Origin of the sequence: Herbidospora sakaeratensis (assembly GCF_001570525.1) — a bacterium.
GTDB classification, from domain to species: Bacteria; Actinomycetota; Actinomycetes; order Streptosporangiales; family Streptosporangiaceae; genus Herbidospora; species Herbidospora sakaeratensis.
The window spans coordinates 385,503-409,632 of sequence record NZ_BBXC01000012.1 but is presented as its reverse complement, the minus strand read 5'-3'; the positions used below and the strand labels follow the sequence as shown (position 1 = coordinate 409,632).

Sequence of the window (24,130 nt, the reverse complement as noted above, 5' to 3'; positions counted from 1 at the left end):
CGGACGCATGTTGCGGCTCTATGACACCCGTCACCGGCTCGTGGAGCCGCTCCTGCCCCCCGGCTCACGCGCGCTGCGCGCCTACACCTCCGCCGGCCTGCCGGGGCAGGTCCACGCCGACCTGATCCGGCGGGTGCTCGAACGGTCGGGCGTCAGAGTGCTCGCCTGCCGGAGCCTCGGCGGCGACCTGACGCCGCTGAACGTGCGCCCGGCCGAGCACGTCCCCGACGGGATGGCGGGCGCGCTGCGCCTCCTGGGCGGCCGCGTCGACCTCTACCTCGGCGACGGCGACGAGACGGTCGACGACGGGGTCGTCCGGCACCGCGCCCGGAGCGCCGCCACCCTCGACGCGCCGCCGCCCGCCGACCCGCTGGCGCTGCGCCTGGCGCTCATGGAGCACCGCTACCGCGACGCGGCGACCATCACCGCCGACGCCCTCCGCGAGGCCGCCGACACCGTCGGCCGCTGGCGGCGGAAGGTGGCCGAGTGGGCCGAACAGCCCAGTCTCCCGATCGCGAAAGACCGGGCCGACGCCCTGACCGAGGCGTTCGCCGACGACCTCGACACGCCGGGGGCGCTGCGTGTCCTCCGCGACCTGGAGGACGACGGCGAGGTGGCCCCGGGCTCGAAGTTCGAGACCTTCCTGCACGCCGACCACATCCTGGCCCTCGACCTCTCGATCGAGATCGGCCGCTAGAATCCGGCGACCTGCACGCACCCCACCTGCTGGAGCTGGAGTTCACCTCCGTCCTGCGCGGGCTGGTGCTGGGCGGCAGGCTCGACCCGGCGACCGCCGAAGAGAGCAGGCAGCTCTACGCGGAGACGTGGATCCATCTGCAACCGGTGTCGGGGTTCATCGACCGGATCTGGGAACTGCGCCACAACTTCACCCCCTATGACGCCGCCCACATCGTGCTGGCCGAGGCGCTCGAACTGCCGCTGGTCACCTGCGATGCCAAGCTGGTTCAGAAGGGCGGCGACCACGGAGCCCGGGTCCTGCTGTTCAGCTGATCAGTCGCCGCGTGATCGGCCGCGCCGGCGCCACCACGGGGGCACCCTCGCGTAGCCGCCGTCGTCGAGGTCGGCCAGGCGCTCGAACGGGTTGTACGTCGCCGGGTTCCCGCACGTCAGCACCGACACCAGCACCGACACCACGTAGAGCGGGAGCATCGGCAGGCCGACGCAGGCGGCGTACTGGCTGGCGTGGCGGGATTCGTGCAACAGGAGCCGGCCGGTCAGGTAGCCGTGGGGGTGCTTGGTGAGGACCACGTTCCCGACCGTGAAGGCCCCGGCGATCGGGAACGACAGGCGGTAGCCGTGGGCGTAGAGCAGACCGAGCTCGCCCTGGTGCAGGGTCGCCCCGCCGATGCGGGCGATCAGCAGGCCCAGCGGGGTCGAGAGGTTGATCCAGTTGACGGCGCGGCGGAAGCGGAAGTACGGCCCCATCAGCACATCATGCGCTCACTGGGCCAGGAACGAGTAGTGCCCCCGGTGGTAGATCAGCGGCGCGGCGTCGCGCGGGGTCGCCACGGCCTCGACGCCGCCGACGACGATCGAGTGGTCGCCCGCGTCGTGGACGGCGACGGTCCGGCACTCCAGGGTGGCGATGGCGCGGTCGAGCAGCGCGACGCCCAGCGTGCCCCGGTGGTGGGGGAACCCGGTCAGCTGGCCCTCCAGCGGGCGGCCGCGTTTGGCCAGGTAGCGCGAGACCTCCTCGTCGTCCTCGCCGAGGACCGAGACGCCCCACACGCCCGCCCCGGCCACCGTGTCGTGGAAGCGGGCGATCTTCTCAGCGCAGAACAGGGCCAGCAGGGGGTCGAGCGACACCGACGCGAAGGAGTTGACCGTCATCGCGTGGTCGGCGCCCGACGGGTCGACGGTCGTGACGATGACGATCCCGGTCGCGAAACGACCGGCCACCTTCCGGTAAAGATCCCTGTCGGCGAGCACGCTCGCTACCTTATGTGGATGTTCTGCCTGAGCAGCCAGGAGCCTCCCGTTGACGGGACGAGCACGACGGCCAGGGCGACGGCCACCAGACCGCCGTAGAGGTAGATGTATCCGCCCAGGGTCGCGGCGATGGCCAGGTCGCCCTCGGGGCGCGGGCCCGCCAGGATCATCGAGGGGATCACCCAGCCGACGGCCACCACCCCGGCGGCCAGGCGGGTGCGCATCAGGCGGCCCATCGTGTAGGGGATCGCGAACAGCACCAGCACCGCCAGCACTCCCCCGATGGGGAGGGTGCCGAACAGGTACCACTCGTGCTCGAAGGCGCCGACGACCCCCACGACCAGGCCGAGCATGAGGAGCACGCCGTAGGCGGCGCCGGTGACGGCGGGCTCGGCGCCGCTCGGACCGTCGTCGTGTTCGGCGGTCTCGGGAGCGGCGTTCACCATCATGGGGCGAGGCTAGCCGATGCCGGCGAACAGGTCGTCCTCGCAACCCGCTACGGTGGGTCCCGCTTTGCGTACGAAGTGTTCGACGCCCCGGGCCTCCTGGCCGACCCCGTTCGACAACGCGAAGCGGGGGGCGTCGACGGTGATCTGGGTGCCGTGGGCGCGCAGGGCGTCGAGTTTGGCATCGAGGTAGGCGCGGGCGTCGATCGAGGTGGTGACCGTCTCGCGGCCGTAGCCGAGGGCGTCGACGTCTTCTGGCCGGAAGATCTCCATCCGGGCCGCCGCTTCGAGCATCTCGGAGCGCAACTGGGCGGTCTGGTAGAACTTCGCGACCGTGCCGGCCCGCTCGAACGCCCGCCAGGCCACACGGTGGGCCTGGATGTGGTCGGGGTGGCCGTAGAGGCCGTTCTCGTCGTAGGTGACGATCACCTGGGGGCGCACCTCCTCGATGATCGCCAGCAGCCGGTCGGCGGCCTCGTCGACGTCGGCCCGCCAGAAGCAGCGGGGGTCGTCGTTCGAGGGCGCGCCGATCATGCCGCTGTCGCGGTAGCCGAGGAAACGGTGGTCGTCGACGCCGAGCGCCCGGCAGGCCGCCGCCAGTTCCCGCCCGCGGTAGGCGCCCAGGTCGTCGGGGCCCAGATGGGCCAGGGTCGAGGGGATGATCTCGCCCTCCTCGCCGCGGGTGCAGGTGACGAGGGTCACGTGGGCGCCCTCGGCGGCGTAGCGGGCCATCGTGGCGCCGGTGCCGATCGTCTCGTCGTCGGGATGGGCGTGCACGAGGAGGAGGCGTCGGTCGGGCATGCTGGCACTATAAGGGGCTATGACTGAGAGCTTCCCTCGCCTGCATGCCCGGACCCGCCGGTTCACGCTCGGGGTGCCGCGCGGATTCACCCTCACCCCCTCCGGTGACAAGGTGATCTTCCAGCGGACCAAGTCGGGCACCGACCCCGTGACCTGCCTGTGGGAACTCGACGTCGCCTCGGGCGAGGAGCGGCTGCTCGTCGACCCGCTGATCCTGGGCGCGGCCGAGGAGGAGCTGCCGCCGGAGGAGCGGGCCCGGCGTGAGCGCGCCCGCGAGTCGGCCGGCGGCGTGGTCGGGTTCTCCTACGCGGGGCACCGGATCGTCTTCACCCTTTCCGGCGCCCTGTACGTCTGGGAGGCCGGCGAGATCCGCTGGCTGAAGACCCCGGGAGGGGTCATCGACCCGCGCCTGTCCCCCGACGGCGGCAAGGTCGCCTACGTCAGCGGCGGCCGCCTGCGCGTGCAGGACCTGGAGACCGGCTCCGACTTCGAGGTGGCCGGCGAAGACGGCGCGACCTGGGGCCTGGCCGAGTTCATCGCCTCCGAGGAGCTCGACCGGATGCGCGGCTACTGGTGGTCGCCCGACGCCTCGGCGCTGCTGGTCGCCCGGGTCGACGACTCGCCGGTGCAGATCTGGCACATCGCCGACCCCGCCAACCCCGGCAACGACCCGGTCGCCATCGCCTATCCGGCCGCCGGCACCGCCAACGCGCGGGTCAACCTCTACATCGTCGGGCTCGACGGGATCCGCACCGAGGTGCCGTTCGAGCACGAATACCTGGTCACCGCCTCCTGGGACGCCTTCGGCCCGCTCATCGTGACGCTGGCCCGCGACCAGCGGTCGCTGCGCCTGCTCTCGGTCGACCCGACGACCGGCGGCACCACCCTGATCAGGGAGGACGTCGACGACGCGTGGGTCGAGGCGGCTCCGGGCGTCCCGGCGCACACCGCCGACGGCGCGGTGGTCTGGGTCGCCGACGCCGACGGCGGCCGGCGGCTGTACGTCGGCGCCGACCCCGTGACGCCGCCGTCGTTGCAGGTCCGCAGCGTGGTCGACGTCGACGACAACGTCGTGCTGTTCACCGCGAGCGGCGGCGACCCGGCGCAGGTCCAGTTGTGGTCCTACGCCCAGGGCACCCTCAGCCCCCTCTCGACCGACGCGGGCGTGTTCACCGGCCGCCGCAGCGGCGGCGTGACCGTCGTGGTGGCGCAGTCGCTCGACCACGAGGGCGTGTCGGTGCGGGTGATCCGGCTCGACGGCAGCTCGGCGCCGATCGCCAGCGTGGCCGAGAGGCCCGGTCTCGACCTGCGCGTCTCCCTGTCGCGGGCGGGCTCCCGCGAGCTCTCCACGGCCGTCCTGCTGCCGTCGTGGCACGTCGAGGGGTCGGCCAAGCTGCCCGTCCTGATGGACCCCTACGGCGGGCCGCACGCCCAGCGGGTGCTGCACTCCCACCGGATGTTCCTGGAGCCCCAGTGGTGGGCCGAGCAGGGCTTCGCGGTCATCGTCTCCGACGGGCGCGGCACGCCCGGCCGCGGCCCGGCCTTCGAGCGCGAGGTGCACCACGACTTCACGATCACGCTCGACGACCAGGTCGAGGTGCTCCAGTCGATGCCCCACCCCGACCTCGACCTGACCAAGGTCGCGATCCGGGGCTGGTCGTTCGGCGGCTACCTGGCGGCGCTGGCGGTGCTGCGGCGGCCCGACGTGTTCCACGCCGCCATCGCGGGCGCGCCGGTGACCGACTGGCGGCTCTACGACACGGCGTACACCGAGCGTTATCTGGGCCACCCGTCGGAGGGCCACTACGAGCACTCCTCGCTGCTGGCGGCCGACGCCGAGAAGCTGGAGCGCCCGCTCATGCTGATCCACGGCCTGGCCGACGACAACGTGGTGGCCGCCCACACGCTGCGGTTGTCGTCGGCGCTGCTGGCCGCCGGGCGGCCGCACACCGTGCTGCCGCTGTCGGGCGTCACTCACATGACGCCGCAGGAGGTCGTGGCCGAGAACCTCCTGCTGCTCCAGGTGGAGTTCCTCCGCCGAGCCCTCGCTTAGCGCCGCCAGCTCTCCCACAGGGCCGCGTAGGGGCCGCCGGCCTCGACCAGTTCCTCGTGAGAGCCGAGTTCGCTGATCCGGCCGTCCTCGACGACGGCCACCCGGTCGGCGTCGTGGGCCGTGTAGAGACGGTGCGCGATGGCGATCACGGTGCGCCCGTCGAGGACCGCCGCCAGCGACCGCTCCAGGTGGCGGGCCTGGCGGGGGTCGATCAGCGAGGTCGCCTCGTCGAGCACCAGCGTGTGCGGGTCGGCCAGCACCAGCCGCGCCAGCGCGAGCTGCTGCGCCTGCGCCGGTGAGACGCTGACGCCGCCCGAGCCGACCTCGGCGTCCAGGCCCAGCTTCTCGGCCCACTCCCAGGCGTCGACGGCTTCCAGGGCCCGCCGCACGGCGTCGTCATCGGCCTCGGGACGGCCGATGAGGACGTTGTCGCGCAGCGTCCCCTTGAACACGTGGTGTTCCTGCGTGACCAGGGCGACCTGGCCGCGCAGCTCGCCGAGCGGCAGCTCGATCAGCGACGCGCCGCCGACGGTGACCGCGCCGGTCCGGGGGCCGTGGATGCCGGCCAGCAGCCGCCCGAGGGTCGACTTGCCGGCGCCCGACGGCCCGACCATGGCCAGCCGTTCGCCCGGCCGCACGTCGAGGTCGATGCCGTGCAGGACGTCGTGTCCTTCGCGGTAGGCGTACCGCACGTCCTCGGCCCTGATCGCGTCGCCGTCGGGGCTCGCCCCGGACGGGGCCCGGTCGTCGGGCACGTTGGCGACGCCCAGGAGTCGGGCCATCGAGGCGCTGCCGACCTGGAGCTCGTCGATCCACGACAACAACCGGTCGAGCGGGTCGACGAGCTGCTGGACGTAGAGTGTGCCCGCGGTGACCTGGAACAGCGTGACCCAGCCCTGCGTGTAGAACAGGCCGCCGATGAACAGGGTGGCGACGACCGGGATCACGTAGCCCATCTCGACCGACGGGAACCAGACGGTCCGCAGGCTCAGCGAGTAGCGCTCGGCGGCGTAGGACTCCCGGATGTCGTCGTCGGTCCGGTCGCGCCGCCGGTCGGCCAGGCCCAGGGCCTCGACGGTCCGGGCGCCCTCGACGGTCTGCGCGAGGCCCTCGGTGAGGTTGGCGTACGCCGCGCCCTCCCGCAGGTAGGCGGGGCCCGACCGGTTCAGGTACCACCGGGTGGAGATCCACAGCAGCGGCGCCGCCAGCAGCGACGGCAAGAGCATCAGCGGGCCGATTACGAACAGCGCGCCGATCATGAACACGCCGGTGACCAGCGCGATCAGGATCTCCGGCACGGCGTGCCGGACGGTCCGCGACAACGAGTCGACGTCGCGGGAGGTCCGGGTGATCAGGTCGCCCGACCCGGCCCGCTCGACCGTGGAGAGCGGCAGCGCGAGCACTCGGTCGACGAACTCCTGGCGCAGCTCGGCGAGTACCTTCTCGCCGAGCCGCGAGGACGCGTACACGGCGAACCGGGTCAAGATGCCCTGGGCGATCACGAAGCCGGCGATGGCCAGCGCGATCGTGTCGACGTTCGCGTCGTGCTCGCCGTCGGCGACCGCCTGCACGAGACCGCCCAGCAGGGCCGGGCCGGCCAGGCCGGTGAGCGCGGCCAGTCCGTGGAGGGCCAGCGCGAGCGACAGCTGCTTCGGATACTTGACCATCAGACGCCGGGCGTAGGCGCGCACCTGCGCCTTGTCGGCGACCGGCAGGATCTGGCGGCTCATCGGTCCTCCCCTCGGGTGACGGTGGCGCGGTAGGCGGTGCTGGCGGTCAGCAGCTCGCGGTGGGTGCCCTCGGCGGCCGTCCGGCCGTCTTCCACGTAGAAGACGTGGTCGGCCCGGTCGAGCACGAGCGGGCTCGTGGTGACGACCAGGGTGGCCCGCCCGGCGCGGGCCTTGGCGAGGCGTTCGGCGATGCGGGCCTCGGTGTGGGCGTCGACGGCGCTGGTCGGCTCGACCAGGATCAGGATCTCCGGGTCGGCGGTCAGCGCCCGCGCGAGCCGGAGCCGCTGCTGCTGGCCGCCGGAGAACTCCCGCCCGGCCTCGGCCACGTGGGTGTCCAGGCCGTCGGGCAGCGCGTCGACGATGTCGTCGGCGCAGGCGGCGTGCACGGCCGCCTCGACGTCGCCGCGGCCCCGGACGTCGAGCTCCTCGCGGAGCACCCCGGCGAACAGCGCGGCGGCGTTGTCGGCGACCAGGATGTGCTCGCGCACCGCCGCAACGGACAGGTCGGCCAGCGGCACGCCGCCGAGCGTCACCCGGCCGTCGGAGTAGCGGCCGAGGCGGTCGGCGATGGCGCTCGCCTCCTCGGGCGTGGCCGCGGCGAGCGCGGTGACCGATCCCTCGCGGAGCACGACCCCCGACTCCTCGTCACGCAGGTCGCCGTGGCGGACCGCGCCGGCGCCGCCGGTGATCTCGGGCTCCAGCGACAGGATGCGCACGACCCGCTTGGACGCGACGACGCCCTTGGTCAGCTTGTCGGCGGCCTCGGTGAGCGTGCGCAGCGGGGCGATCAGGAAGACGGCGTACCCGTAGAAGGAGACGAGCTCGCCCGCCGACAGGTCGCCCGCGAGCGCGAAGCGCGCGCCCAGCCAGGTCACGCAGGCGATCAGCAGACCCGGCAGCAGCACCTGCGCGCCTTCGAGCAGCGACTCGACCGAGGCGACCCGCACGCCCGCCGCGCGGGTGCGCTGCGACTCGGCCCGGTAGCGGTCGGCGAACACCTGCTCGCCGCCGATGCCGCGCAGCACACGCAGCCCCGCGACGATGTCGCCGGCCCGGGTGGCGAGGTCGCCCTGGAGGTCGCGATGGGCGTGCTGCCTGCGGTGCAGCGGCCGCAGCAGCGGGCTGATCGCCAGCGCCATCAGCGGCACCCCGATCACCACGAGCAGGCCGAGCGGCAACGACGCCGACACCATGATGACGCTCACCACGACGACGGCCACGGCCGCGCCCGCGCCCCGCAGGATGATGTCCATCGCGTTGCCGATGTGGGCGATGTCGGAGTTGCCGACGCTCACCACCTCACCGGTCGACAGGCGCTTGGGCAGGGTCGCGCCGAGGCGGGTGGCCTGGCGGCTGGTCAGCTGGACGGTGGTGTAGGCGGAGGAGATCCAGGTGTAGACGGCGCAGCGGTGCCGCAGCACGCCGGTGAGGGCCTGCGCCGCGCCGAGCCCGAAGAGCACCGCCGACCAGCGCGCGAGCTCGCCGGTGTCCCTGCCGATCAGCGCGTCGACGCCGAACCCGATCACCGCCGGGATGAGGGCCTGGGTGGTCCACCACAGGATTGCGTAGGTGATGCCGAGCCACATGGGCAGGCCCTGTTCGCGAGCCATCCACCAGAGGTATCTGCCGGGCCCGCGCGTGTCTGGTTGGCCGGGATCGCCGGCCGGAAGAGCGCGCATCCTGCCAGCCTGGCAACCTCGCTGAACAGCCGTCCAGCCATTTACGTCAACGCGGGTTGACATGAAGGGTGGCGTCAACCTACATTGACACCATGAACGAGACAGCGCAGCTCGCCTCCGACGCGAGCAGCCGTGATCCCTCGATCGGTCTGCGGGCCGTGAGGGCGCTGCGGATCCTCGTCGACCGCCTGGAGGCCCTCCAGGTCGAGAACGCCCGCGAACAGGGCTGGTCGTGGCAGGACATCGCCGTCCACCTCGACGTCACCAGACAGGCCGTCCACAAGAAGTACGCGGGCGGGCGCGGCCTGCTCAGACGGGGAGACTGACGATGTTCGAACGATTCACCGACGACGCCCGCCGGGTGGTCACCGCCGCACAGGTGGAGGCCCGGCGCCTGAACCATCCGCGCATCGGCACCGAACACCTCCTCCTGGGCATGCTCCAGGACCCGGAGTCGCTGGCCGCCCGCGTCCTGACGGGCCTCGACCACGGAGGCGCCGAGGCCCGGCTGCGCGACATCCTCAACCAGCCCGGCGGGCGGCGGGGGCCCGAGCTCGACGCCGAACTGCTCAGCACGATCGGCATCGACCTCGACGCCATCAGGGAGAAGGTCGAGGAGGCCTTCGGGCCCGGCGCCCTCGACCGCGAACCGGTCCGCGACCACCGGGGCCACCTGCGCAGCGGCAAGCACATCCCCTTCGGCCCGCGCGCGAAGAAGACGCTGGAGTTGTCGCTGCGCGAGGCCATCGCCCTCAAGCACAAGGCCATCACCGACGGGCACGTCCTGCTGGGCGTCATCCGCGAGGGCGAGGGCCTGGGCATGCAGATCATCGTCGAGTCGGGCATCTCCCCGGTACGGGTCCGCGAGGCGCTCGTCCAGGAACTGAGCAGCCCGGCCAGATGAAGCACGATCCCCCGCCAAAGACCGGCCATTTGGACCTTGGCGGGGGATCGAGCGTCCCTGTCCCTACCCAGACTTGCGGGATGCTCTCAGGTAGTCGGCGTTCATGCGAGCGATCGTGTCGAGAGGAATGCCCTTCGGGCATACCGCGGTGCATTCGCCGGTGTTGGTGCAGCCGCCGAAGCCCTCCTCGTCCATCTGCTCGACCATGGCGCGGGCCCGGGAGCCCCGCTCGGGCTGGCCCTGCGGGAGCAGGCCCAGGTGGGTGATCTTGGCGGCGGTGAACAGCGAGGCCGAGCCGTTCGGGCAGGCGGCGACGCACGCGCCGCAGCCGATGCAGGTCGCCGCGTCGAACGCGTCGTCGGCGTCGGCCTTGGGGACCGGCATCGCGTGGGCGTCCGGGGCAGAACCGGCCGGGACCGAGATGAAGCCGCCCGCCTGGATGATGCGGTCGAACGCCGACCGGTCGACGACCAGGTCCTTCACCACGGGGAACGGGCGGGCCCGCCACGGCTCGATGACGATGGTGTCGCCGTCGTTGTAGTGGCGCATGTGCAGCTGGCAGGTGGTGGTGTTCTTCTGCGGGCCGTGCGCGACGCCGTCGATCATCATCGAGCACATGCCGCAGATGCCCTCGCGGCAGTCGTGGTCGAACGCGACCGGGTCGTCGCCCGCCAGGATGAGCCCCTCGTTGAGCACGTCGAGCATCTCCAGGAACGACATGTCCGGGGAGACGTCCTCGATCTCGTAGCGCACCAGCCGCCCGTCGTCGTCGGGGCCGCTCTGCCGCCAGACCTTCAGGGTGAGGTTCACTTGTAGCTCCGCTGGGTCATCTTCACGTACTCGTACTCGAGGTCTTCCTTGTGCAGGACCGGGCCGTCGGGGGTCGATTCCCAGGCGGCGACGTAGGCGAAGTGCTCGTCGTCGCGCAGGGCCTCGCCGTCGGCGTCCTGCGACTCGGCCCGGAAGTGGCCGCCGCACGACTCGGTGCGGTGCAGGGCGTCCAGGCACATGAGCTCGGCCAGGTCGAAGAAGTCGGCCACCCGGCCGGCGCGTTCGAGGGCCTGGTTGAGCTCCTCGTTGACGCCGCTGACCTTGACGTCGCGCCAGAACTCGGCGCGCAGCTCGGGGATGCGCTCCAGGGCCTTGCGCAGGCCCTCCTCGGTGCGCTCCATGCCGCAGTAGTCCCACATGAGCTTGCCGAGCTCGCGGTGGAAGGAGTCGGCGGTGCGGGTGCCGTTCACCGACAGCAGCTTCTCGATCCGGTTCTTCACCGCGATCTCGGCCTCGGCGACCTGCTGGTCGTCGATGGCGTCGAACGTGTGCGCGTCGGCGAGGTAGTCGCCGATCGTCGTCGGCAGCACGAAGTAGCCGTCGGCCAGGCCCTGCATCAGCGCCGAGGCGCCGAGGCGGTTGGCGCCGTGGTCGGAGAAGTTGGCCTCGCCGATCACGAACAGGCCGGGCACGGACGACTGGAGGTCGTAGTCGACCCACAGCCCGCCCATCGTGTAGTGGACGGCCGGGTAGATGCGCATCGGCTGGGTGTACGGGTCCTCGCCGGTGATGCGCTCGTACATCTCGAAGAGGTTGCCGTACTTCTTCTCCACGGCGTCGCGGCCGAGCCGCTTGATGGCGTCGGCGAAGTCGAGGTAGACGCCCAGGCCGCCCGGCCCGACGCCGCGGCCCTCGTCGCAGACGTTCTTGGCGGCGCGGGAGGCGATGTCGCGCGGCACCAGGTTGCCGAACGCCGGGTAGATGCGCTCCAGGTAGTAGTCGCGCTCGTCCTCGGGGATCTCCGCGACCGGACGGGGGTCGCCGCCCTTGAGCGGCACCCAGACGCGGCCGTCGTTGCGCAGCGACTCCGACATCAGCGTCAGCTTCGACTGGTACTCGCCGGAGACCGGGATGCAGGTCGGGTGGATCTGCGTGTAGCACGGGTTGGCGAACACGGCCCCCTTCTGGTGGGCCCGCCAGATCGCCGTGGTGTTGCAGCCCTTGGCGTTGGTCGACAGGAAGAAGACGTTGCCGTAGCCGCCGGTGGCCAGCACGACCGCGTCGGCCAGGTGGGTCTCGACCTCGCCGGTGACCATGTCGCGCACCACGACGCCGCGCGCCCGGCCGTCGGAGATGATCAGTTCGAGCATCTCGTGGCGGGTGTGCATCTCGACGGTCCCGGCCGCGATCTGCCGCTCCAGCGCCGAGTAGGCGCCCAGGAGCAGCTGCTGGCCCGTCTGGCCGCGCGCGTAGAAGGTGCGCGACACCTGGGCGCCGCCGAAGGAGCGGGTGTCGAGGAGGCCGCCGTACTCGCGGGCGAACGGCACGCCCTGGGCCACGGCCTGGTCGATGATGTTCACCGACACCTGGGCCAGGCGGTAGACGTTCGACTCGCGGGCGCGGAAGTCGCCGCCCTTCACGGTGTCGTAGAAGAGGCGGTAGATCGAGTCGCCGTCGCCCCGGTAGTTCTTGGCCGCGTTGATGCCGCCCTGCGCGGCGATCGAGTGGGCCCGGCGGGGCGAGTCCTGGTAGCAGAACGACTTGACCTTGTAGCCCAGCTCGCCCAGGGTCGCGGCGGCCGAGCCGCCCGCGAGGCCGGTGCCGACCACGATGACGTTGATCTTGCGCTTGTTGGCCGGGTTGACCAGGCGCGCCGAGAACTTGCGCTTCTCCCAGCGGTCCTCGATCGGGCCCTCGGGCGCCTTGGTGTCCTTGATCGGCGCACCTTCGCGGTAGTTCATCGCACGACTCCGAACGTGATGGCCAGCGGGACGACCAGGAAACCGATCGTCAGGACCGCGCTGACGAGGGCGGCCGAGATCTTCAGCACGGGGTAGCGCCGGGCCAGGCCGAGGGTCTGCAGGGCGCTCCACAGGCCGTGCCGCAGGTGCAGGCCCACCATGACCACCGAGATCACGTAGAACACCGTGATGTACCACCGGGCCGGCTCGAACCCGGCCACCATCCGGGCGAACGGGGTCGCGTCGTGGCCCTCGGGGTTGGCCACGCCGAAGGTCATGTCGAGCAGGTGGTAGATCACGAAGAAGAAGATGATCACGCCGCCCCAGCGCATGGTGCGGGTGGCGTAGCCGTTGGCGCGGGACTTCACGCGGGCGGCGTACTTGACCGGGCGGGCGTGCGCCGCCCGGCGGGCCAGCACGATCGCCGAGTACATGTGGGCCGCGATGGCGACGACCAGGCCGGCTTCGAGGATGGTCAGCAGGCCCCGGTGCGGCAGCAGCGGGTAGCCGACCTCGCGCAGCCAGGCGGCGTAGCCGTTGAACGACTCGGCGCCGGCGAAGATCTTCAGGTTGCCGGCCATGTGGGCGACCAGGAAGAAGACCAGGACCGCGCCCGACACGGCCATGACGGCCTTGAGAGAGTTCGACGAGACCCGGCGCCGGGATCGCCGGGGCCGTGAGGGTATCTGGGTGACCGGTTCGGTGGCCTTGCCCCGGTCGATGGTGGCAGTCACGCTCGAAACGCTAAGTACCTGCACAAAAGGCGTCCAAGTCATCGCGGTTCTGGTTTCGATAGCCCCTGGCTATGTGCTCTGGCCTGGCGCGGAAGACCTTCGGGCCAGGGTGATCCCGTGCGACGAATGTCACAGCCGTACAGTGATGAGCTGTGCAGTTGCAGCAGCTCGCCTACTTCGTGGCGGTGGCGGAGACGCGTCACTTCACCCACGCGGCCGAGCGGATGCGGGTGGCCCAGCCGTCGCTGAGCAAGCAGATCAAGACCCTGGAGACCGACCTCGGCGCGCCCCTGTTCAGCCGGGCGCGCGGCAACGTGACGCTCACCCCCGCAGGGGAGGCCCTGCTGCCGCTGGCGCGGCGCATGCTGGCCGACGCCGAGACCGCCCGGCGCGAGGTCGCCGAGCTCGCCGGGCTGCGGCGCGGCCGGGTCAGGCTCGGGGCCACGCCGTCGCTCTGCGCGGGGCTGCTGGCTGACGCGCTGGCCCGGTTCCATCACGACTATCCGGGGGTGGAGATCCAGGTCGAGGAGGGCGGCTCGCGAGACCTGGTGCGGGCGCTGGCCCGGGGGCAGCTCGACCTGTCGCTGATCATCCTGCCGCTGCAGAGCGACGACCCGTCGCTGGTGACCGAGGAGATCCTCCGGGAGCACCTCGTTGTGGCCGCCCCCGCCCACCTGGCCCCGCGCCGGCCTCACGTGCGCATCGACGAGCTGCGCCGCCGTCCGCTGGTGATGTTCCGGCGCGGGTACGACCTGCGCGAGGCCACCCTGAACGCGTGCCGGCAGGCCGGGTTCGAACCCCGGTTCGCCGTCGAGGGCGGCGAGATGGACGCCGTCCTCCGGTTCGTCGAAGCCGGGCTCGGAGTGGCCGTGGTGCCCTCGATGGTGCTCGACGGACGGCCCGGCCTGGTGGGCGCCCCCCTGCTGCCGGGCCTGCGCAGAACCGTTGCGCTGGCGCACCGCAAGGATGTTGAGCCGACCCGGGCGGCCCAGGCGTTCAGGGCGGTTCTGCTGGGGTTCCTCGACGAGGCGACCCGCGAGGGCACGCTCCCAGAAGGCGTCGAAGCGCTCCCCCAGCACTAGTAGCCTGTCGCTACTATTTGGGGTGCCCTCCTCTGGAAAGAGGCCTTCGTGCCCGCTCTCTCCCATGGTCTGCCCGACCTCGTCACCATCCTCCTGATCGAGGACGACGCCGAGGACGCTTTCCTTGTCGAGGAGCTGCTGGCCGACGCGCAGAAGCCGCCGAAGATCATCTGGGCCCGCAGCCTCGCCGAGGGACGCGACCGGTTCACCGCCGAGGTGAGCTGCGTCCTCGTCGACCTGTCGCTGCCCGACGCGATGGGTCTCGACGCCGTGCGCCAGGTGACCGCGATGGCGCCCGACACGGCCGTGGTCGTGCTGACCGGCCTCAACGACGTGCAGATCGCCATCGACGCGGTCGCCGCCGGCGCCGAAGACTATCTGATCAAGCAGGACGTCGACGGCGGCCTGCTGGCCCGGGCGATCCGCTACGCCATGGAGCGCAAGCGCGGCGACATCGCCGAACGCGAACTGGTCGAGCAGCGCCTGATCCGCGAGGAGACCGCCCGGCTCGAACACGGGCTGCTGCCGACGCCGATCCTGCACACCGACGACCTGGTCCACCAGTCGACCTACCTGCCCGGCCGCCAGGCCGGCCTGCTCGCGGGCGACTTCTGGGACACCATCCAGACCGGCGACGGGGCGATCCACGTCCTGGTCGGCGACGTCTGCGGGCACGGCCCCGACGAGGCCGCGCTGGGCGCGGCCCTGCGCATCGCGTGGCGGACCCTGACCCTGGCCGGGCTCGACGGCAACGGCGTGCTGCGGACGATGGACTCGGTGCTGCGGCTGGAGCGCGGCTCCCCCGAGATCTTCACCACGCTCGTCACCGCGACGATCAGCCCCGGCCTCGACTCGGCCCGGCTCTACGTGGTCGGGCACCCGCCGCCCGTGGTTATCCTCGGTGACGACGTCGAGGTGGTCACCGAGATCCCCTCGGGCCCGCCGCTCGGGATCTTCCCCGACATGGAGTGGGTGCCGGTCGACATCACCCTGGGCGAGCCCTGGTCGCTCCTCTTCTACACCGACGGGCTGATCGAGGCCACCGTGGGCGACGGCCGCGACCTGCTGGGCACCGAAGGGCTGATCCGGCTGGTCCGCGAGCAGGGCGGCGTCTTCCTCGACCAGCTGATCGAACAGGTCAAGACCATGCACGCCGACGCGCTGACCGATGACCTCGCGGCCGTCGCGCTCTCCCGGAGGTGATATGAGCAGGACCATCAGTCCGCTCGCCCCGCCCAAGCCGCCGCGCGGGCTGGGCCGGCTCCCGGCGGGCCGCTGGTTCCTGCTCGTCGGCGCGATCGTGACGCTGCTGTTCGCGGCGTCGATCGCGTTCACCCTCACGACGATGAACGACACCCGCGAGGCGCGGGCCACGCTCATCGAGGTGATCGACCCGCTCGTGCTCCACACCCTGGAGACGTCGACGTCGGTCTCCAACGAGGAGAGCGCCATGCGCGGCTACGGCCGCACCAACGAGGCGTTCTACCTCCAGGACTACGACACCGCCGAGAAGGCGACGGCGACCGCCAAGGCCAAACTGGAGGCGCTGCTGCCGAGGGCCCCCGAGGTCAGAGACGACAGCGACCGCCTGTTCGCCGCGATCGAGAACTGGCGCAGGGTCTACGCCCAGGAGATCGTCCGGCAGGTGCCCCAGACGGGCAAGGACACCGCTTCCAACCTGGCGTCGGTGAACAACGAGGCGTTCGGTGCGGTGCGCGGCGCGCTGGCCGCCCAGCAGGGGCACCTGACCCTGCTGCACGGCGACGCCGCCACCCGCCTGGAGCGGGGCTGGGACGTCTTCTACGCCGCGCTCGGCACCCTCGCCGCCGTCCTGCTGCTGGCCGCGATCGCCTTCACCCTGCTGGTGCGCTACGTCGTCCTGCGGCCCGTGGCCGCGCTGCAGGCGCAGGTCCGCAAGGTCGCCGCGGGCGACTTCGACAACGAGCTCAACGTGGCCCGCCCGGCCGAGATGGCCGAGTTGTCGGGCCACGTCGACGCGATGCGCCGCCGGGTGCTGCGCGAGTGGCGGGCCACCCAGCGCGCCCAGCAGGCCCTGGCCGACCAGGCCGCCGAGCTCAAGCGGTCGAACAGCGAGCTGGAGCAGTTCGCGTACGTCGCCAGCCACGACCTCCAGGAGCCCCTGCGCAAGGTCTCTAGCTTCAGCCAGATGCTGGAGCAGCGTTACGGCGACCAGCTCGACGACCGGGCCAAGCAGTACATCAAGTTCGCCGTCGACGGCGCCAAGCGCATGCAGCTGCTGATCAACGACCTGCTCGACTTCAGCCGGGTCGGCCGGGTCACCGGCGACCGGGTGCCGACCTCGACGGCCGACGCGCTGCAGACCGCGCTCGACAACCTGACCGTCCGCATCGAGGACACCGGCGCCACGGTCGTCCACGACGACCTGCCGATGGTCAGCGGCAACAAGCTGCTGCTCACCCAGCTCTTCCAGAACCTGGTCGGCAACGCGATCAAGTTCCGGTCGGAGGAGCCCCCCCAGATCGTCGTCACCGCCGAGCGCAAAGACGGAATGTGGGAGTTCGCCTGTTCCGACAACGGCATCGGCGTCGACGCCAAGTACGCCGACCGCATCTTCCTGATCTTCCAGCGCCTGCACCCCCGGGACGTCTATCCCGGGACGGGCATCGGGCTGGCGCTGTGCCGGAAGATCGTCGAATATCACGGTGGCCGGATCTGGCTCGAAGAGAGCCCCGATCACAAGGGCACCACGTTCCGCTTCACTCTGGAGGCCACTGATGAATGAGCTGCGCTGGATCGACGTGCTCCTGGTCGAGGACGACCCGGGCGACGTGCTGCTCACCCAGGAGGCCTTCGAGCTGAACAAGGTGCGCAACAAGCTCCACATCGTCAACGACGGCGAGCAGGCGATGCGCTTCCTCCGCCACGAGGGCGAGTACGCCGGTTCGGCCCGCCCCGACCTGATCCTGCTCGACCTGAACCTGCCGCGTAAGGACGGCCGGGAGGTGCTGGAGGAGATCAAGGCCGACCCGGAGCTGCGCTCGATCCCCGTGGTGGTGCTGACCACGTCGGAGGCCGAGGAGGACATCGTGCGGAGCTACAAGCTGCACGCCAACGCGTACGTCTCCAAGCCGGTGGATTTCGACCAGTTCATCCGGGTAGTACGACAGATCGATGATTTCTTCGTGACTGTCGTGAAGCTCCCGGGAAACTCCGCCAGGGGGTCATGATCAAGAAACGTGACAGGAATCACAGGCCAGAAGTCAGTGACCCTCCTCACACGTATCTATGACATGGTCGTAACGTAGCCCCCACCAATACGGCGTGGCGACGCGGCGGTTCGGCGCGAGCCGCCCAACACGGCGTCACGCGGTCAGTTCCGGTGGAAGGTCTCCGATGACCCAGCAGACGGCCGAGAGCCCGGCCAGAAAACAACGCGCTCAGCTCAAGGTGCGCACGCTCCGCACCGACCGATGGTGGCTCGCGCCGGCGCTCACGTTCGCCGGTCTCACCTTCTTCTTGATCTACGGTTTCTGGGCGATCTTCGACAAGAGTTACTTCGTCGAGCCCTATATCGCGCCCTTCTCGTCGCCGTGTCTGACGACGGCGTGCCCGGAGGGCGCCCGGTTGTTCGGCTGGGCCCCGATCGGCGACTGGTTCACGTTGCCGCCCGGTCTGATCATCCTGGGCCTGCCGGCCGGCTTCCGGTTCACGTGTTACTACTATCGGAAGTCGTACTACCGGTCGTTCTGGCTGAGCCCGCCCGCCTGCGCCGTCGGCGAGCCCCACAAGAAGTACACCGGCGAGACCCGCCTTCCGCTGGTCATCCAGAACGTCCACCGCTACTTCTTCTACGGCGCGATCCTGATCGGCGCGATCCTGAGCTACGACGCGATCCTCGCGCTGATCCACAAGCCGGCGGGCCTGGGCACCTGGATCCTGCTGGTCAACGCCGCCCTGATCGTGCTGTACACGCTGTCGTGCCACTCGTGCCGGCACATCACCGCCGGGCGGCTGAACCACTTCTCGAAGCACCCGCTGCGCTACCGGGCCTGGACCTTCGTCTCCAAGCTCAACGCCAAGCACATGCAGCTGGCGTGGGCGTCGCTGTTCTCGGTGATGATCGCCGACTTCTACGTCCGCATGGTGGCCAAGGGCGTCATCACCTTCCCGTTCGCGTAAGGACTGTTCACCGTGGAACGTCACGAATACGACGTCGTCGTCATCGGAGCCGGCGGAGCCGGGCTCCGGGCGGCGATCGAGGCACGTCAGCAGGGCAAGCGCACCGCGATCATCTGCAAGTCGCTCTTCGGCAAGGCCCACACCGTCATGGCCGAGGGCGGCGCGGCGGCGGCGATGGGCAACGTCAACTCCGACGACAACTGGATGGTCCACTTCCGCGACACCATGCGGGGCGGCAAGTTCCTGAACAACTGGCGGATGGCCGAGCTGCACGCGAAGGAGGCTCCCGACCGGGTCTGGGAGCTCGAGGCGTGGGGCGCGCTGTTCGACCGCACCAAAGACGGCAAGATCAGCCAGCGCAACTTCGGCGGGCACGAGTACCCGCGCCTGGCGCACGTCGGCGACCGCACCGGCCTGGAGATGATCCGCACCCTCCAGCAGCGCGTGGTGGCCCTCCAGCAGGAGGACTTCGAGGTCCACGGCGACTACGAGGCGTACATCAAGGTCTTCGCCGAGTGCACCGTCACCCGCCTGCTGAAGGACGGCGACGCCATCTCCGGCGCGTTCGCCTACTGGCGCGAGACCGGCAAGTTCATGGTCTTCGACGCCCCGGCCGTGGTCCTGGCCACCGGCGGCATCGGCAAGTCGTTCGTGGTCACCTCGAACTCCTGGGAGTACACGGGCGACGGCCACGCGCTGGCGCTGCTCGCGGGCGCCCAGCTGATCAACATGGAGTTCATCCAGTTCCACCCGACCGGCATGGTCTGGCCGCCGTCGGTGCGGGGCATCCTGGTGACCGAGTCGGTCCGCGGCGACGGCGGGGTGCTGCGCAACTCCGAGGGCCGCCGGTTCATGTTCGACTACATCCCGGACGTCTTCAAGGACAAGTACGCCACCTCCGAGGAGGAGGGCGACCGCTGGTACACCGACCAGGCCAACAACCGCCGCCCTCCGGAGCTGCTGCCGCGCGACGAGGTCGCCCGCGCGATCAACGCCGAGGTGAAGGCCGGTCGTGGCTCCCCCCAGGGCGGGGTCTTCCTGGACGTCTCCTCCCGGCTCCCCGCGGCTGAGATCATCAAGCGGCTGCCGTCGATGCACCACCAGTTCAAGGAGCTGGCCGACGTCGACATCACCGCCGAGCCGATGCAGGTCGGCCCGACGTGCCACTACGTCATGGGCGGCGTCGAGGTCGACGCCGACACGGGCGCGGCCTCGGTGCCGGGCCTGTTCGCGGCCGGCGAGGTGTCGGGCGGCATGCACGGCTCCAACCGCCTGGGCGGCAACTCCCTGTCCGACCTGCTGGTCTTCGGCCGCCGGGCGGGCGCGGGCGCGGCGGCGTACGTCGACTCGCTGGGCGCGAGGCGCCCGCAGGTGACCGGCGTCGAGGAGGCCCACGCCGAGGCGCTGGCCCCGCTGGAGCGCCAGGGCGGCGAGAACCCCTACGAGGTCCACCACGAGCTCCAGCGCACGATGAACGAGCTGGTCGGCATCATCCGCAAGGAGACCGAGGTCGCCGAGGCCCTCCAGGTCGTCGAGAAGCTGAAGGAGCGGGCGACCAACACGACCGCCCCCGGCGGCAAGGTCTACAACCCGGGCTGGCACCTCGCTCTCGACCTGCGCAACATGCTGCTGGTCAGCGAGTGCGTGGCCAAGGCCGCGCTGCTGCGCCAGGAGAGCCGGGGCGGCCACACCCGCGACGACTACCCGGCGATGGAGCCGGAGTGGCGGCGCAAGCTGCTGGTCTGCTCGGCCAAGCCCGACGGCTCCGAGGTCCAGGTCGTCGAGAAGACCCAGGTCTCCATGCGCGACGACCTGATCACCCTGTTCGACCGGGCCGAGTTGTCGAAGTACCTCACCGAGGACGAACTCGCGGAGTACGACGCCGCGGCCAAGGAGTTGTCATGAGTTACAAGGGCAAGTTCCGCGTCTGGCGCGGCGAGGGCGGAGAAGGCCGCCTGGAGGACTTCACGGTCGAGGTCAACGAGGGCGAGGTCGTCCTCGACGTCATCCACCGCCTGCAGGCCACCCAGGCCCCCGACCTGGCGGTGCGCTGGAACTGCAAGGCCGGCAAGTGCGGCTCGTGCTCGATGGAGATCAACGGCAAGCCGCGTCTGGGCTGCATGACCCGCATGTCGACCTTCACCGAGGACGAGACCATCACGGTCACCCCGATGCGCACCTTCCCGGTCATCAAGGACCTGGTCACCGACGTGTCGTACAACTACCAGAAGGCCCGCGAGATCCCGTCGTTCACGCCGCCGAAGGACGTGAAGCCGGGCGAGTACCGCATGCAGCAGATCGACGTGGAACGCTCGCAGGAGTTCCGCAAGTGCATCGAGTGCTTCATGTGCAACAACGTCTGCCACGTGATCCGCGACCACGAGGAGAACAAGACCCACTTCGCGGGGCCGCGTTTCCTCATGCGGATCGCCGAGCTCGACATGCACCCCTACGACGTGGCCGACCGCAAGGACTCCGCGCAGGAGGACCACGGCCTGGGCTACTGCAACATCACCAAGTGTTGTACGGAGGTGTGCCCCGAGCACATCAAGATCACCGACAACGCGCTGATCCCGATGAAGGAGCGCGTGGTCGACCGGAAGTACGACCCGCTGGTGTGGCTGGGGAACAAGATCTTCCGCCGTTAGCGCGTACGGGAAAGAGCCGGTCTGGAGCGTCCAGGCCGGCTTTTTTCATGCCCCCGACGTGCGGTTGCAGTTGTCTGCCACCCATGGGCCAGTGATCCACAACCGGCGCACAAGGCCCCCTGGGCAGGCTCGGCGTCGGTCGGGAATCGCCGATCCACAGGGGGCGGGGAACACGATGCAGACAGAAACGGGCCAGAGACGGATGACCTTCGCGCCGGTGCCGCTGGACCGGGTTCCCGAGGTCGCCGCGTTCCTCACCGGGCTCGGCCAGGGTGTCCTGCGGCAGGGCGAGGTCTCCGCCTTCCGGGGGCGCAACGACTCGTGGGCGGGCGTGACCAGCACGGGTCAGCCGGTGTTCGTCAAGCGGGTGGGCGGCGGCGAAGCCGACGTCCGCCGCCGGATGACCCGGATCGCCGCCATGGGCGAGTTGTTCAACGTGCATCCGGTCGTGACCGTCCCCCGGTTTCTGGGCCACGACGAGACGAACGCCCTGGTCGCGTTCAGCCTGCTGGAGGACGCGGAGAGCGTGTCCGATGTGGCCGGTGAGGGGTTCAGCTGGGAGCTGGCCCGGTCGGCGGGCCTCCAGCTGGGCGCCCTGCACACCCTGACGCCACCCGGCGTGGTGGCCGAGGACGACTCGGAACCGCCGCTGCCGCCGTTGACGGCGCTGACGGCGCTGCCGATGGAGATGTACCTGCTCGCCAGCGGCGCCGAGCTAGAGGCCTGGGCGATCCTGCACAACGACGCCGAGGTGGTCGAGGCGATCAGGGGACTCGCCGACAGGCAGCAGGCCGCGCCACGCGTGCTCATCCACGGCGACCTGCGGCTCGACCAGTTCCTGATCCACGACGACCGGCTGTACCTGGTCGACTGGGAGGAGAGCCGGGTCGGCGACGCGGCCCGGGACCTGGGCGGTTTCGTGGGCGAGTGGCTCTACCGGGGCGTGCTCGGCATGGCCGGGCGGGAGGACGGGGCGAGCGACCGCGAGGTGGTGGCCAACGGCGCCCGCAGGTTCGAGAGCTTGCGTCCGTACATCGAGGCGTTCTGGACGGGTTACCTGGAGGCCCGGCCGACCGCGCACGAAGACGGTGAACTGGCGGCGCGCACGGCCGGGTTCGCCGGATGGCACCTGTTCGACCGGGTGCTCGCCGCCGGCTATGAGAGGGCCCGGCTGACCCCGCTCGAACGGGCCGCCGCGGGGGTCGGGCGCAGAGTCCTGCTCGACCCCGCCGCCTTCACCACCACCCTGGGCATTGGAGAGAACCGGTGAAGTCGTTACTCGACCGGGTGCGCGTCGCCCCCGGCCTCACCTCCGCGACGGTGGACGACCGTGAGGTCACCGCGGAGAGTCCCAAGGGTCTGCGCTCGGCGCTGGCCGGCGCGCTCTACGACGTCTTCCACGCGGGCCGGGCCGCCCAGGACGGGCCCAGGCCCCGGACGCTCAGGGACCCGCCGTTCGAGCAGGACCTGCGCGCGGTGGTCCCGCACCGGTCGTCCACCGTGGTCGCCCGCGCCGAGGAGGGGATGCCCGGTGTGGTCAGGCTCGGCGGCGTGCGGGTGCGGATCCCCGAGGACCGCCTCGGCGAGGAGATCGGCCCGTCCCGCCGTGTCGACCTTCCCGCGGTGCTCCCGGCGGCCTCGCCCGGATTCCTGTTCGTGAACGGCGCCACGGGCGGCGGTGCCCAGTCGGCCGGGCACGTGCGGCTCTACGTGGGCGTGGCCGTGGCGGAAGCGGCTCCCCCGCTCTGGGAGGCCGTGCTCGCCCGGTTGGAGGAGTCGCGGCTTCCCTACCGGGCCAAGGTGCTCTCCGCCCGTGATCTCTATCCCCGCCGTGACGCCATCGTCGTCTACCTGGGCGAGCGGGCCTGGCATGCGGTACCCGACGTGGCCGGGGCCGCCGTGGCGACCGGTCTGACGCGGGAGGACGTGTCGGCGTTCGTCGCACCGCTCGGGACCGGTGTCGGGTGGGCCTGGGAACCCCGCGACGACCGGCCGGGCATGCGCGGGCTGAGCTTCGGCGAACACCGGTCGCGGGCCGTCGCCGCCGGGCTGCTGGCGCACGCCGAGCGCGGCGGCGACCGGGAGCAGGCGGTCGAGCACGCCCTGCGCGAAGCCGGGATCGTCCCCGGCGCCCCGCACCGGAACACCGGCTCGCCGGCGCTCCCCTTCGAGACCACCGGTCCCTGACCCGGGGCCGGGACGACGAGGGTGCGAGAGGAGGTGACATCCATGCACACCGACCTCCTGATGGAGGGCGCGGGAGCGTACACCTCGCTCGCCGAGATCGCGGCGACGGCCGAGGCCGAGACTCCCGAGGTCACCCCGGCGATCTCCTTCTTCACCGGGGCCGCCGTCAGCATCACCACGACCATGGCCTTCAGCTGCTGAACCGGTCCTCTTCCACCCAAGGAACGCCACCATGTCCGCTGAACTCCTCATGGAGGGCGCCGGCGCGTACACCTCGCTCGCCGAGGTCGCGACGGCCACCGAATCCGACAGTCCCGAGGCGACGCCGGTCGTCTCGTTCCTCACCGGCGTCAGCTACGGCGTGTCGGTGATGGGCACCTACTACTGGAGCTGCTGACCGATATGTCCACCGAACTCCTGATGGAGGGCGCCGACGCGTACACCTCGCTCGCCGAGGTCGCGACGGCCGCCGAGATCGAAGCTCCCGAGCGGCTCATCGACACGATCATCTGGAGCATCTGCACGCTCACCCTTCAGGGCGGCTGCTGAACGCGGGCGGCCGCCCCAACCGAGAGGAGACATCGCATGTCCGCCGAATCGCTGATGGAAGGCGCCGACGCCTACACCTCGCTCGCCGAGGTCGCGACGACCGAGCCGGCCGAATCGCCTGAGGCGACGCCGATCACGATCAGCATCACCACGTTCTTCAGCTCCACCATCATCCTCGAGTGCTGATCCACGGCACGCGCCAGCTCCCGGGGCCGCCGGCCTGCGGGGAAACCGAAAACCGAACCAGAAGGAGTACCCATGTCCGCCGAACTGCTCATGGAAGGCGCCGACGCCTACACCTCGCTCGCCGAGGTCGCCGCGTCGGGTGAGTTCGACTCTCCCGAGATGCTGCCGACCATCACCGTCACCACCATCACCACCATCAGCGTGGCCAGCTTCACCTACGCCCTGGACTGCTAGTCCGTCCTGCCGCCTGACCGCGGCGTGAGAAGGCGGTGTCACGGGCACTCGAAT

The 24,130-nt window shown here is 70.8% G+C and carries 28 protein-coding genes; 19 read left to right on the top strand and 9 right to left on the bottom strand.

Features of this window, described 5'->3' with window-relative positions; genetic code table 11:
- The first annotated feature begins 7 nt into the window (after window positions 1–7).
- Window positions 8–697: a hypothetical protein gene (locus AW271_RS20725; RefSeq protein WP_062339026.1), complete on the top strand. Its 690-nt coding sequence runs from the start codon at window positions 8–10 to the stop codon at window positions 695–697.
- 65 nt (window positions 698–762) lie between these two features.
- Window positions 763–1,011 (top strand): type II toxin-antitoxin system VapC family toxin, encoded by a 249-nt coding sequence (locus AW271_RS20720; RefSeq protein ID WP_062339025.1) that lies wholly within the window; start codon window positions 763–765, stop codon window positions 1,009–1,011.
- On the opposite strand, the gene AW271_RS20715 is transcribed toward AW271_RS20720, so the two are convergent.
- From AW271_RS20715 to mshB, 4 genes are read right to left on the bottom strand one after another with little or no spacing between them, the layout of a single operon-like run.
- On the bottom strand, window positions 1,012–1,446 hold the full coding sequence (locus tag AW271_RS20715; RefSeq protein WP_062339024.1) for a hypothetical protein: 435 nt from the start codon (window positions 1,444–1,446) through the stop codon (window positions 1,012–1,014).
- A 15-nt stretch (window positions 1,447–1,461) separates the two neighbouring features.
- Complete coding sequence (locus tag AW271_RS20710; RefSeq protein WP_062339023.1) at window positions 1,462–1,950, bottom strand: flavin reductase family protein; 489 nt, start codon at window positions 1,948–1,950, stop codon at window positions 1,462–1,464.
- A gap of 5 nt (window positions 1,951–1,955) precedes the next feature.
- Window positions 1,956–2,399 carry a DUF6113 family protein gene (locus tag AW271_RS39885; protein ID WP_062339022.1) on the bottom strand — a complete coding sequence of 148 codons (444 nt, stop codon included), beginning with the start codon at window positions 2,397–2,399 and terminating at the stop codon, window positions 1,956–1,958.
- 9 nt (window positions 2,400–2,408) lie between these two features.
- Window positions 2,409–3,197, bottom strand: a complete 789-nt coding sequence (gene mshB / locus AW271_RS20700; protein ID WP_062339021.1) for an N-acetyl-1-D-myo-inositol-2-amino-2-deoxy-alpha-D-glucopyranoside deacetylase — start codon at window positions 3,195–3,197, stop codon at window positions 2,409–2,411.
- A 19-nt stretch (window positions 3,198–3,216) separates the two neighbouring features.
- Here mshB and AW271_RS20695 point away from each other — a divergent pair, with 19 nt between their 5' ends.
- Window positions 3,217–5,250 (top strand): prolyl oligopeptidase family serine peptidase, encoded by a 2,034-nt coding sequence (locus AW271_RS20695; RefSeq protein WP_062339020.1) that lies wholly within the window; start codon window positions 3,217–3,219, stop codon window positions 5,248–5,250.
- Here AW271_RS20695 and AW271_RS20690 read toward each other — a convergent pair.
- Together AW271_RS20690 and AW271_RS20685 are read right to left on the bottom strand one after the other, a co-directional pair.
- Window positions 5,247–6,980 (bottom strand): ABC transporter ATP-binding protein, encoded by a 1,734-nt coding sequence (locus AW271_RS20690; protein ID WP_062339019.1) that lies wholly within the window; start codon window positions 6,978–6,980, stop codon window positions 5,247–5,249. The two genes, AW271_RS20695 and AW271_RS20690, sit on opposite strands and share 4 nt — an antisense overlap.
- Window positions 6,977–8,590 (bottom strand): ABC transporter ATP-binding protein, encoded by a 1,614-nt coding sequence (locus tag AW271_RS20685; protein ID WP_245653132.1) that lies wholly within the window; start codon window positions 8,588–8,590, stop codon window positions 6,977–6,979. Before AW271_RS20685 ends, AW271_RS20690 begins: the two co-directional genes overlap by 4 nt.
- Window positions 8,591–8,751: 161 nt before the next feature.
- On the opposite strand from AW271_RS20685, the gene AW271_RS20680 reads away from it, so the two are divergent.
- On the top strand, window positions 8,752–8,985 hold the full coding sequence (locus AW271_RS20680) for a hypothetical protein (RefSeq protein WP_030451855.1): 234 nt from the start codon (window positions 8,752–8,754) through the stop codon (window positions 8,983–8,985).
- 2 nt (window positions 8,986–8,987) lie between these two features.
- Entirely contained in the window at window positions 8,988–9,563 is a 576-nt protein-coding gene (locus AW271_RS20675; protein ID WP_062339017.1) for a Clp protease N-terminal domain-containing protein, read from the top strand.
- A gap of 63 nt (window positions 9,564–9,626) precedes the next feature.
- Here the strand turns inward: AW271_RS20675 and AW271_RS20670 are convergent, their stop codons facing one another.
- Genes AW271_RS20670 through AW271_RS20660 form a run of 3 tightly spaced genes read right to left on the bottom strand, consistent with a single transcriptional unit; the run spans window position 9,627 to window position 13,029 of the window.
- Window positions 9,627–10,373 carry a succinate dehydrogenase/fumarate reductase iron-sulfur subunit gene (locus AW271_RS20670; protein WP_062339016.1) on the bottom strand — a complete coding sequence of 249 codons (747 nt, stop codon included), beginning with the start codon at window positions 10,371–10,373 and terminating at the stop codon, window positions 9,627–9,629.
- On the bottom strand, window positions 10,370–12,295 hold the full coding sequence (locus tag AW271_RS20665; protein WP_062339015.1) for a fumarate reductase/succinate dehydrogenase flavoprotein subunit: 1,926 nt from the start codon (window positions 12,293–12,295) through the stop codon (window positions 10,370–10,372). Before AW271_RS20665 ends, AW271_RS20670 begins: the two co-directional genes overlap by 4 nt.
- Window positions 12,292–13,029, bottom strand: a complete 738-nt coding sequence (locus AW271_RS20660) for a succinate dehydrogenase cytochrome b subunit (RefSeq protein WP_369408453.1) — start codon at window positions 13,027–13,029, stop codon at window positions 12,292–12,294. The genes AW271_RS20665 and AW271_RS20660 overlap by 4 nt, the downstream gene beginning before the upstream one ends.
- 152 nt (window positions 13,030–13,181) lie before the next feature.
- Here AW271_RS20660 and AW271_RS20655 point away from each other — a divergent pair, with 152 nt between their 5' ends.
- The 14 genes from AW271_RS20655 to AW271_RS39860 all read left to right on the top strand — a co-directional run bounded on the left by AW271_RS20655 (window position 13,182) and on the right by AW271_RS39860 (window position 24,076).
- Window positions 13,182–14,111 (top strand): LysR family transcriptional regulator, encoded by a 930-nt coding sequence (locus tag AW271_RS20655; protein ID WP_062339014.1) that lies wholly within the window; start codon window positions 13,182–13,184, stop codon window positions 14,109–14,111.
- A gap of 48 nt (window positions 14,112–14,159) precedes the next feature.
- The gene (locus tag AW271_RS20650) at window positions 14,160–15,314 is read left to right on the top strand and encodes a PP2C family protein-serine/threonine phosphatase (protein WP_062339013.1); all 1,155 of its coding nucleotides are present in this window, start codon (window positions 14,160–14,162) and stop codon (window positions 15,312–15,314) included.
- Window position 15,315: 1 nt separating this feature from the next.
- On the top strand, window positions 15,316–16,875 hold the full coding sequence (locus AW271_RS20645; protein ID WP_169806369.1) for a sensor histidine kinase: 1,560 nt from the start codon (window positions 15,316–15,318) through the stop codon (window positions 16,873–16,875).
- Window positions 16,868–17,320 (top strand): response regulator, encoded by a 453-nt coding sequence (locus AW271_RS20640; protein ID WP_157554433.1) that lies wholly within the window; start codon window positions 16,868–16,870, stop codon window positions 17,318–17,320. The genes AW271_RS20645 and AW271_RS20640 overlap by 8 nt, the downstream gene beginning before the upstream one ends.
- Window positions 17,321–17,486: 166 nt before the next feature.
- Window positions 17,487–18,272, top strand: a complete 786-nt coding sequence (gene sdhC / locus AW271_RS20635) for a succinate dehydrogenase subunit SdhC (protein ID WP_062339012.1) — start codon at window positions 17,487–17,489, stop codon at window positions 18,270–18,272.
- Between the two features lie 3 nt (window positions 18,273–18,275).
- Entirely contained in the window at window positions 18,276–20,177 is a 1,902-nt protein-coding gene (locus tag AW271_RS20630) for a fumarate reductase/succinate dehydrogenase flavoprotein subunit (RefSeq protein WP_062339011.1), read from the top strand.
- Window positions 20,174–20,920, top strand: coding sequence for a succinate dehydrogenase/fumarate reductase iron-sulfur subunit (locus AW271_RS20625; protein WP_062339010.1), 747 nt, complete (start codon window positions 20,174–20,176; stop codon window positions 20,918–20,920). The genes AW271_RS20630 and AW271_RS20625 overlap by 4 nt, the downstream gene beginning before the upstream one ends.
- A 202-nt stretch (window positions 20,921–21,122) precedes the next feature.
- The gene (lxmK, locus tag AW271_RS20620; protein WP_062339009.1) at window positions 21,123–22,190 is read left to right on the top strand and encodes a class V lanthionine synthetase subunit LxmK; all 1,068 of its coding nucleotides are present in this window, start codon (window positions 21,123–21,125) and stop codon (window positions 22,188–22,190) included.
- On the top strand, window positions 22,187–23,107 hold the full coding sequence (locus AW271_RS20615; RefSeq protein WP_062339008.1) for a T3SS effector HopA1 family protein: 921 nt from the start codon (window positions 22,187–22,189) through the stop codon (window positions 23,105–23,107). The genes lxmK and AW271_RS20615 overlap by 4 nt, the downstream gene beginning before the upstream one ends.
- Window positions 23,108–23,149: 42 nt before the next feature.
- Window positions 23,150–23,308 (top strand): LxmA leader domain family RiPP, encoded by a 159-nt coding sequence (locus AW271_RS39880; RefSeq protein WP_157554431.1) that lies wholly within the window; start codon window positions 23,150–23,152, stop codon window positions 23,306–23,308.
- A gap of 31 nt (window positions 23,309–23,339) precedes the next feature.
- On the top strand, window positions 23,340–23,504 hold the full coding sequence (locus AW271_RS39875; RefSeq protein ID WP_157554429.1) for a hypothetical protein: 165 nt from the start codon (window positions 23,340–23,342) through the stop codon (window positions 23,502–23,504).
- Window positions 23,505–23,509: 5 nt separating this feature from the next.
- Window positions 23,510–23,656: a hypothetical protein gene (locus AW271_RS39870; protein ID WP_157554427.1), complete on the top strand. Its 147-nt coding sequence runs from the start codon at window positions 23,510–23,512 to the stop codon at window positions 23,654–23,656.
- 36 nt (window positions 23,657–23,692) lie between these two features.
- Window positions 23,693–23,842: an LxmA leader domain family RiPP gene (locus tag AW271_RS39865; protein ID WP_157554425.1), complete on the top strand. Its 150-nt coding sequence runs from the start codon at window positions 23,693–23,695 to the stop codon at window positions 23,840–23,842.
- A gap of 72 nt (window positions 23,843–23,914) precedes the next feature.
- Complete coding sequence (locus AW271_RS39860) at window positions 23,915–24,076, top strand: LxmA leader domain family RiPP (protein ID WP_157554423.1); 162 nt, start codon at window positions 23,915–23,917, stop codon at window positions 24,074–24,076.
- The last annotated feature ends 54 nt before the right edge of the window (window positions 24,077–24,130 follow it).

Bases quoted from the DNA above. Each gene is read 5' to 3' on its own strand.
- AW271_RS20725 (WP_062339026.1), top strand. From the start codon at position 8: ATGTTGCGGCTCTATGACACCCGTCACCGGCTCGTGGAGCCGCTCCTG.
- AW271_RS20715 (WP_062339024.1), bottom strand. From the start codon at position 1,446: ATGGGGCCGTACTTCCGCTTCCGCCGCGCCGTCAACTGGATCAACCTC.
- AW271_RS39885 (WP_062339022.1), bottom strand. From the start codon at position 2,399: ATGATGGTGAACGCCGCTCCCGAGACCGCCGAACACGACGACGGTCCG.
- mshB (WP_062339021.1), bottom strand. From the start codon at position 3,197: ATGCCCGACCGACGCCTCCTCCTCGTGCACGCCCATCCCGACGACGAG.
- AW271_RS20695 (WP_062339020.1), top strand. From the start codon at position 3,217: ATGACTGAGAGCTTCCCTCGCCTGCATGCCCGGACCCGCCGGTTCACG.
- AW271_RS20690 (WP_062339019.1), bottom strand. From the start codon at position 6,980: ATGAGCCGCCAGATCCTGCCGGTCGCCGACAAGGCGCAGGTGCGCGCC.
- AW271_RS20685 (WP_245653132.1), bottom strand. From the start codon at position 8,590: ATGGCTCGCGAACAGGGCCTGCCCATGTGGCTCGGCATCACCTACGCA.
- AW271_RS20680 (WP_030451855.1), top strand. From the start codon at position 8,752: ATGAACGAGACAGCGCAGCTCGCCTCCGACGCGAGCAGCCGTGATCCC.
- AW271_RS20675 (WP_062339017.1), top strand. From the start codon at position 8,988: ATGTTCGAACGATTCACCGACGACGCCCGCCGGGTGGTCACCGCCGCA.
- AW271_RS20665 (WP_062339015.1), bottom strand. From the start codon at position 12,295: ATGAACTACCGCGAAGGTGCGCCGATCAAGGACACCAAGGCGCCCGAG.
- AW271_RS20645 (WP_169806369.1), top strand. From the start codon at position 15,316: ATGAGCAGGACCATCAGTCCGCTCGCCCCGCCCAAGCCGCCGCGCGGG.
- AW271_RS20640 (WP_157554433.1), top strand. From the start codon at position 16,868: ATGAATGAGCTGCGCTGGATCGACGTGCTCCTGGTCGAGGACGACCCG.
- sdhC (WP_062339012.1), top strand. From the start codon at position 17,487: ATGACCCAGCAGACGGCCGAGAGCCCGGCCAGAAAACAACGCGCTCAG.
- AW271_RS20625 (WP_062339010.1), top strand. From the start codon at position 20,174: ATGAGTTACAAGGGCAAGTTCCGCGTCTGGCGCGGCGAGGGCGGAGAA.
- lxmK (WP_062339009.1), top strand. From the start codon at position 21,123: ATGACCTTCGCGCCGGTGCCGCTGGACCGGGTTCCCGAGGTCGCCGCG.
- AW271_RS39880 (WP_157554431.1), top strand. From the start codon at position 23,150: ATGCACACCGACCTCCTGATGGAGGGCGCGGGAGCGTACACCTCGCTC.
- AW271_RS39875 (WP_157554429.1), top strand. From the start codon at position 23,340: ATGTCCGCTGAACTCCTCATGGAGGGCGCCGGCGCGTACACCTCGCTC.
- AW271_RS39870 (WP_157554427.1), top strand. From the start codon at position 23,510: ATGTCCACCGAACTCCTGATGGAGGGCGCCGACGCGTACACCTCGCTC.
- AW271_RS39865 (WP_157554425.1), top strand. From the start codon at position 23,693: ATGTCCGCCGAATCGCTGATGGAAGGCGCCGACGCCTACACCTCGCTC.
- AW271_RS39860 (WP_157554423.1), top strand. From the start codon at position 23,915: ATGTCCGCCGAACTGCTCATGGAAGGCGCCGACGCCTACACCTCGCTC.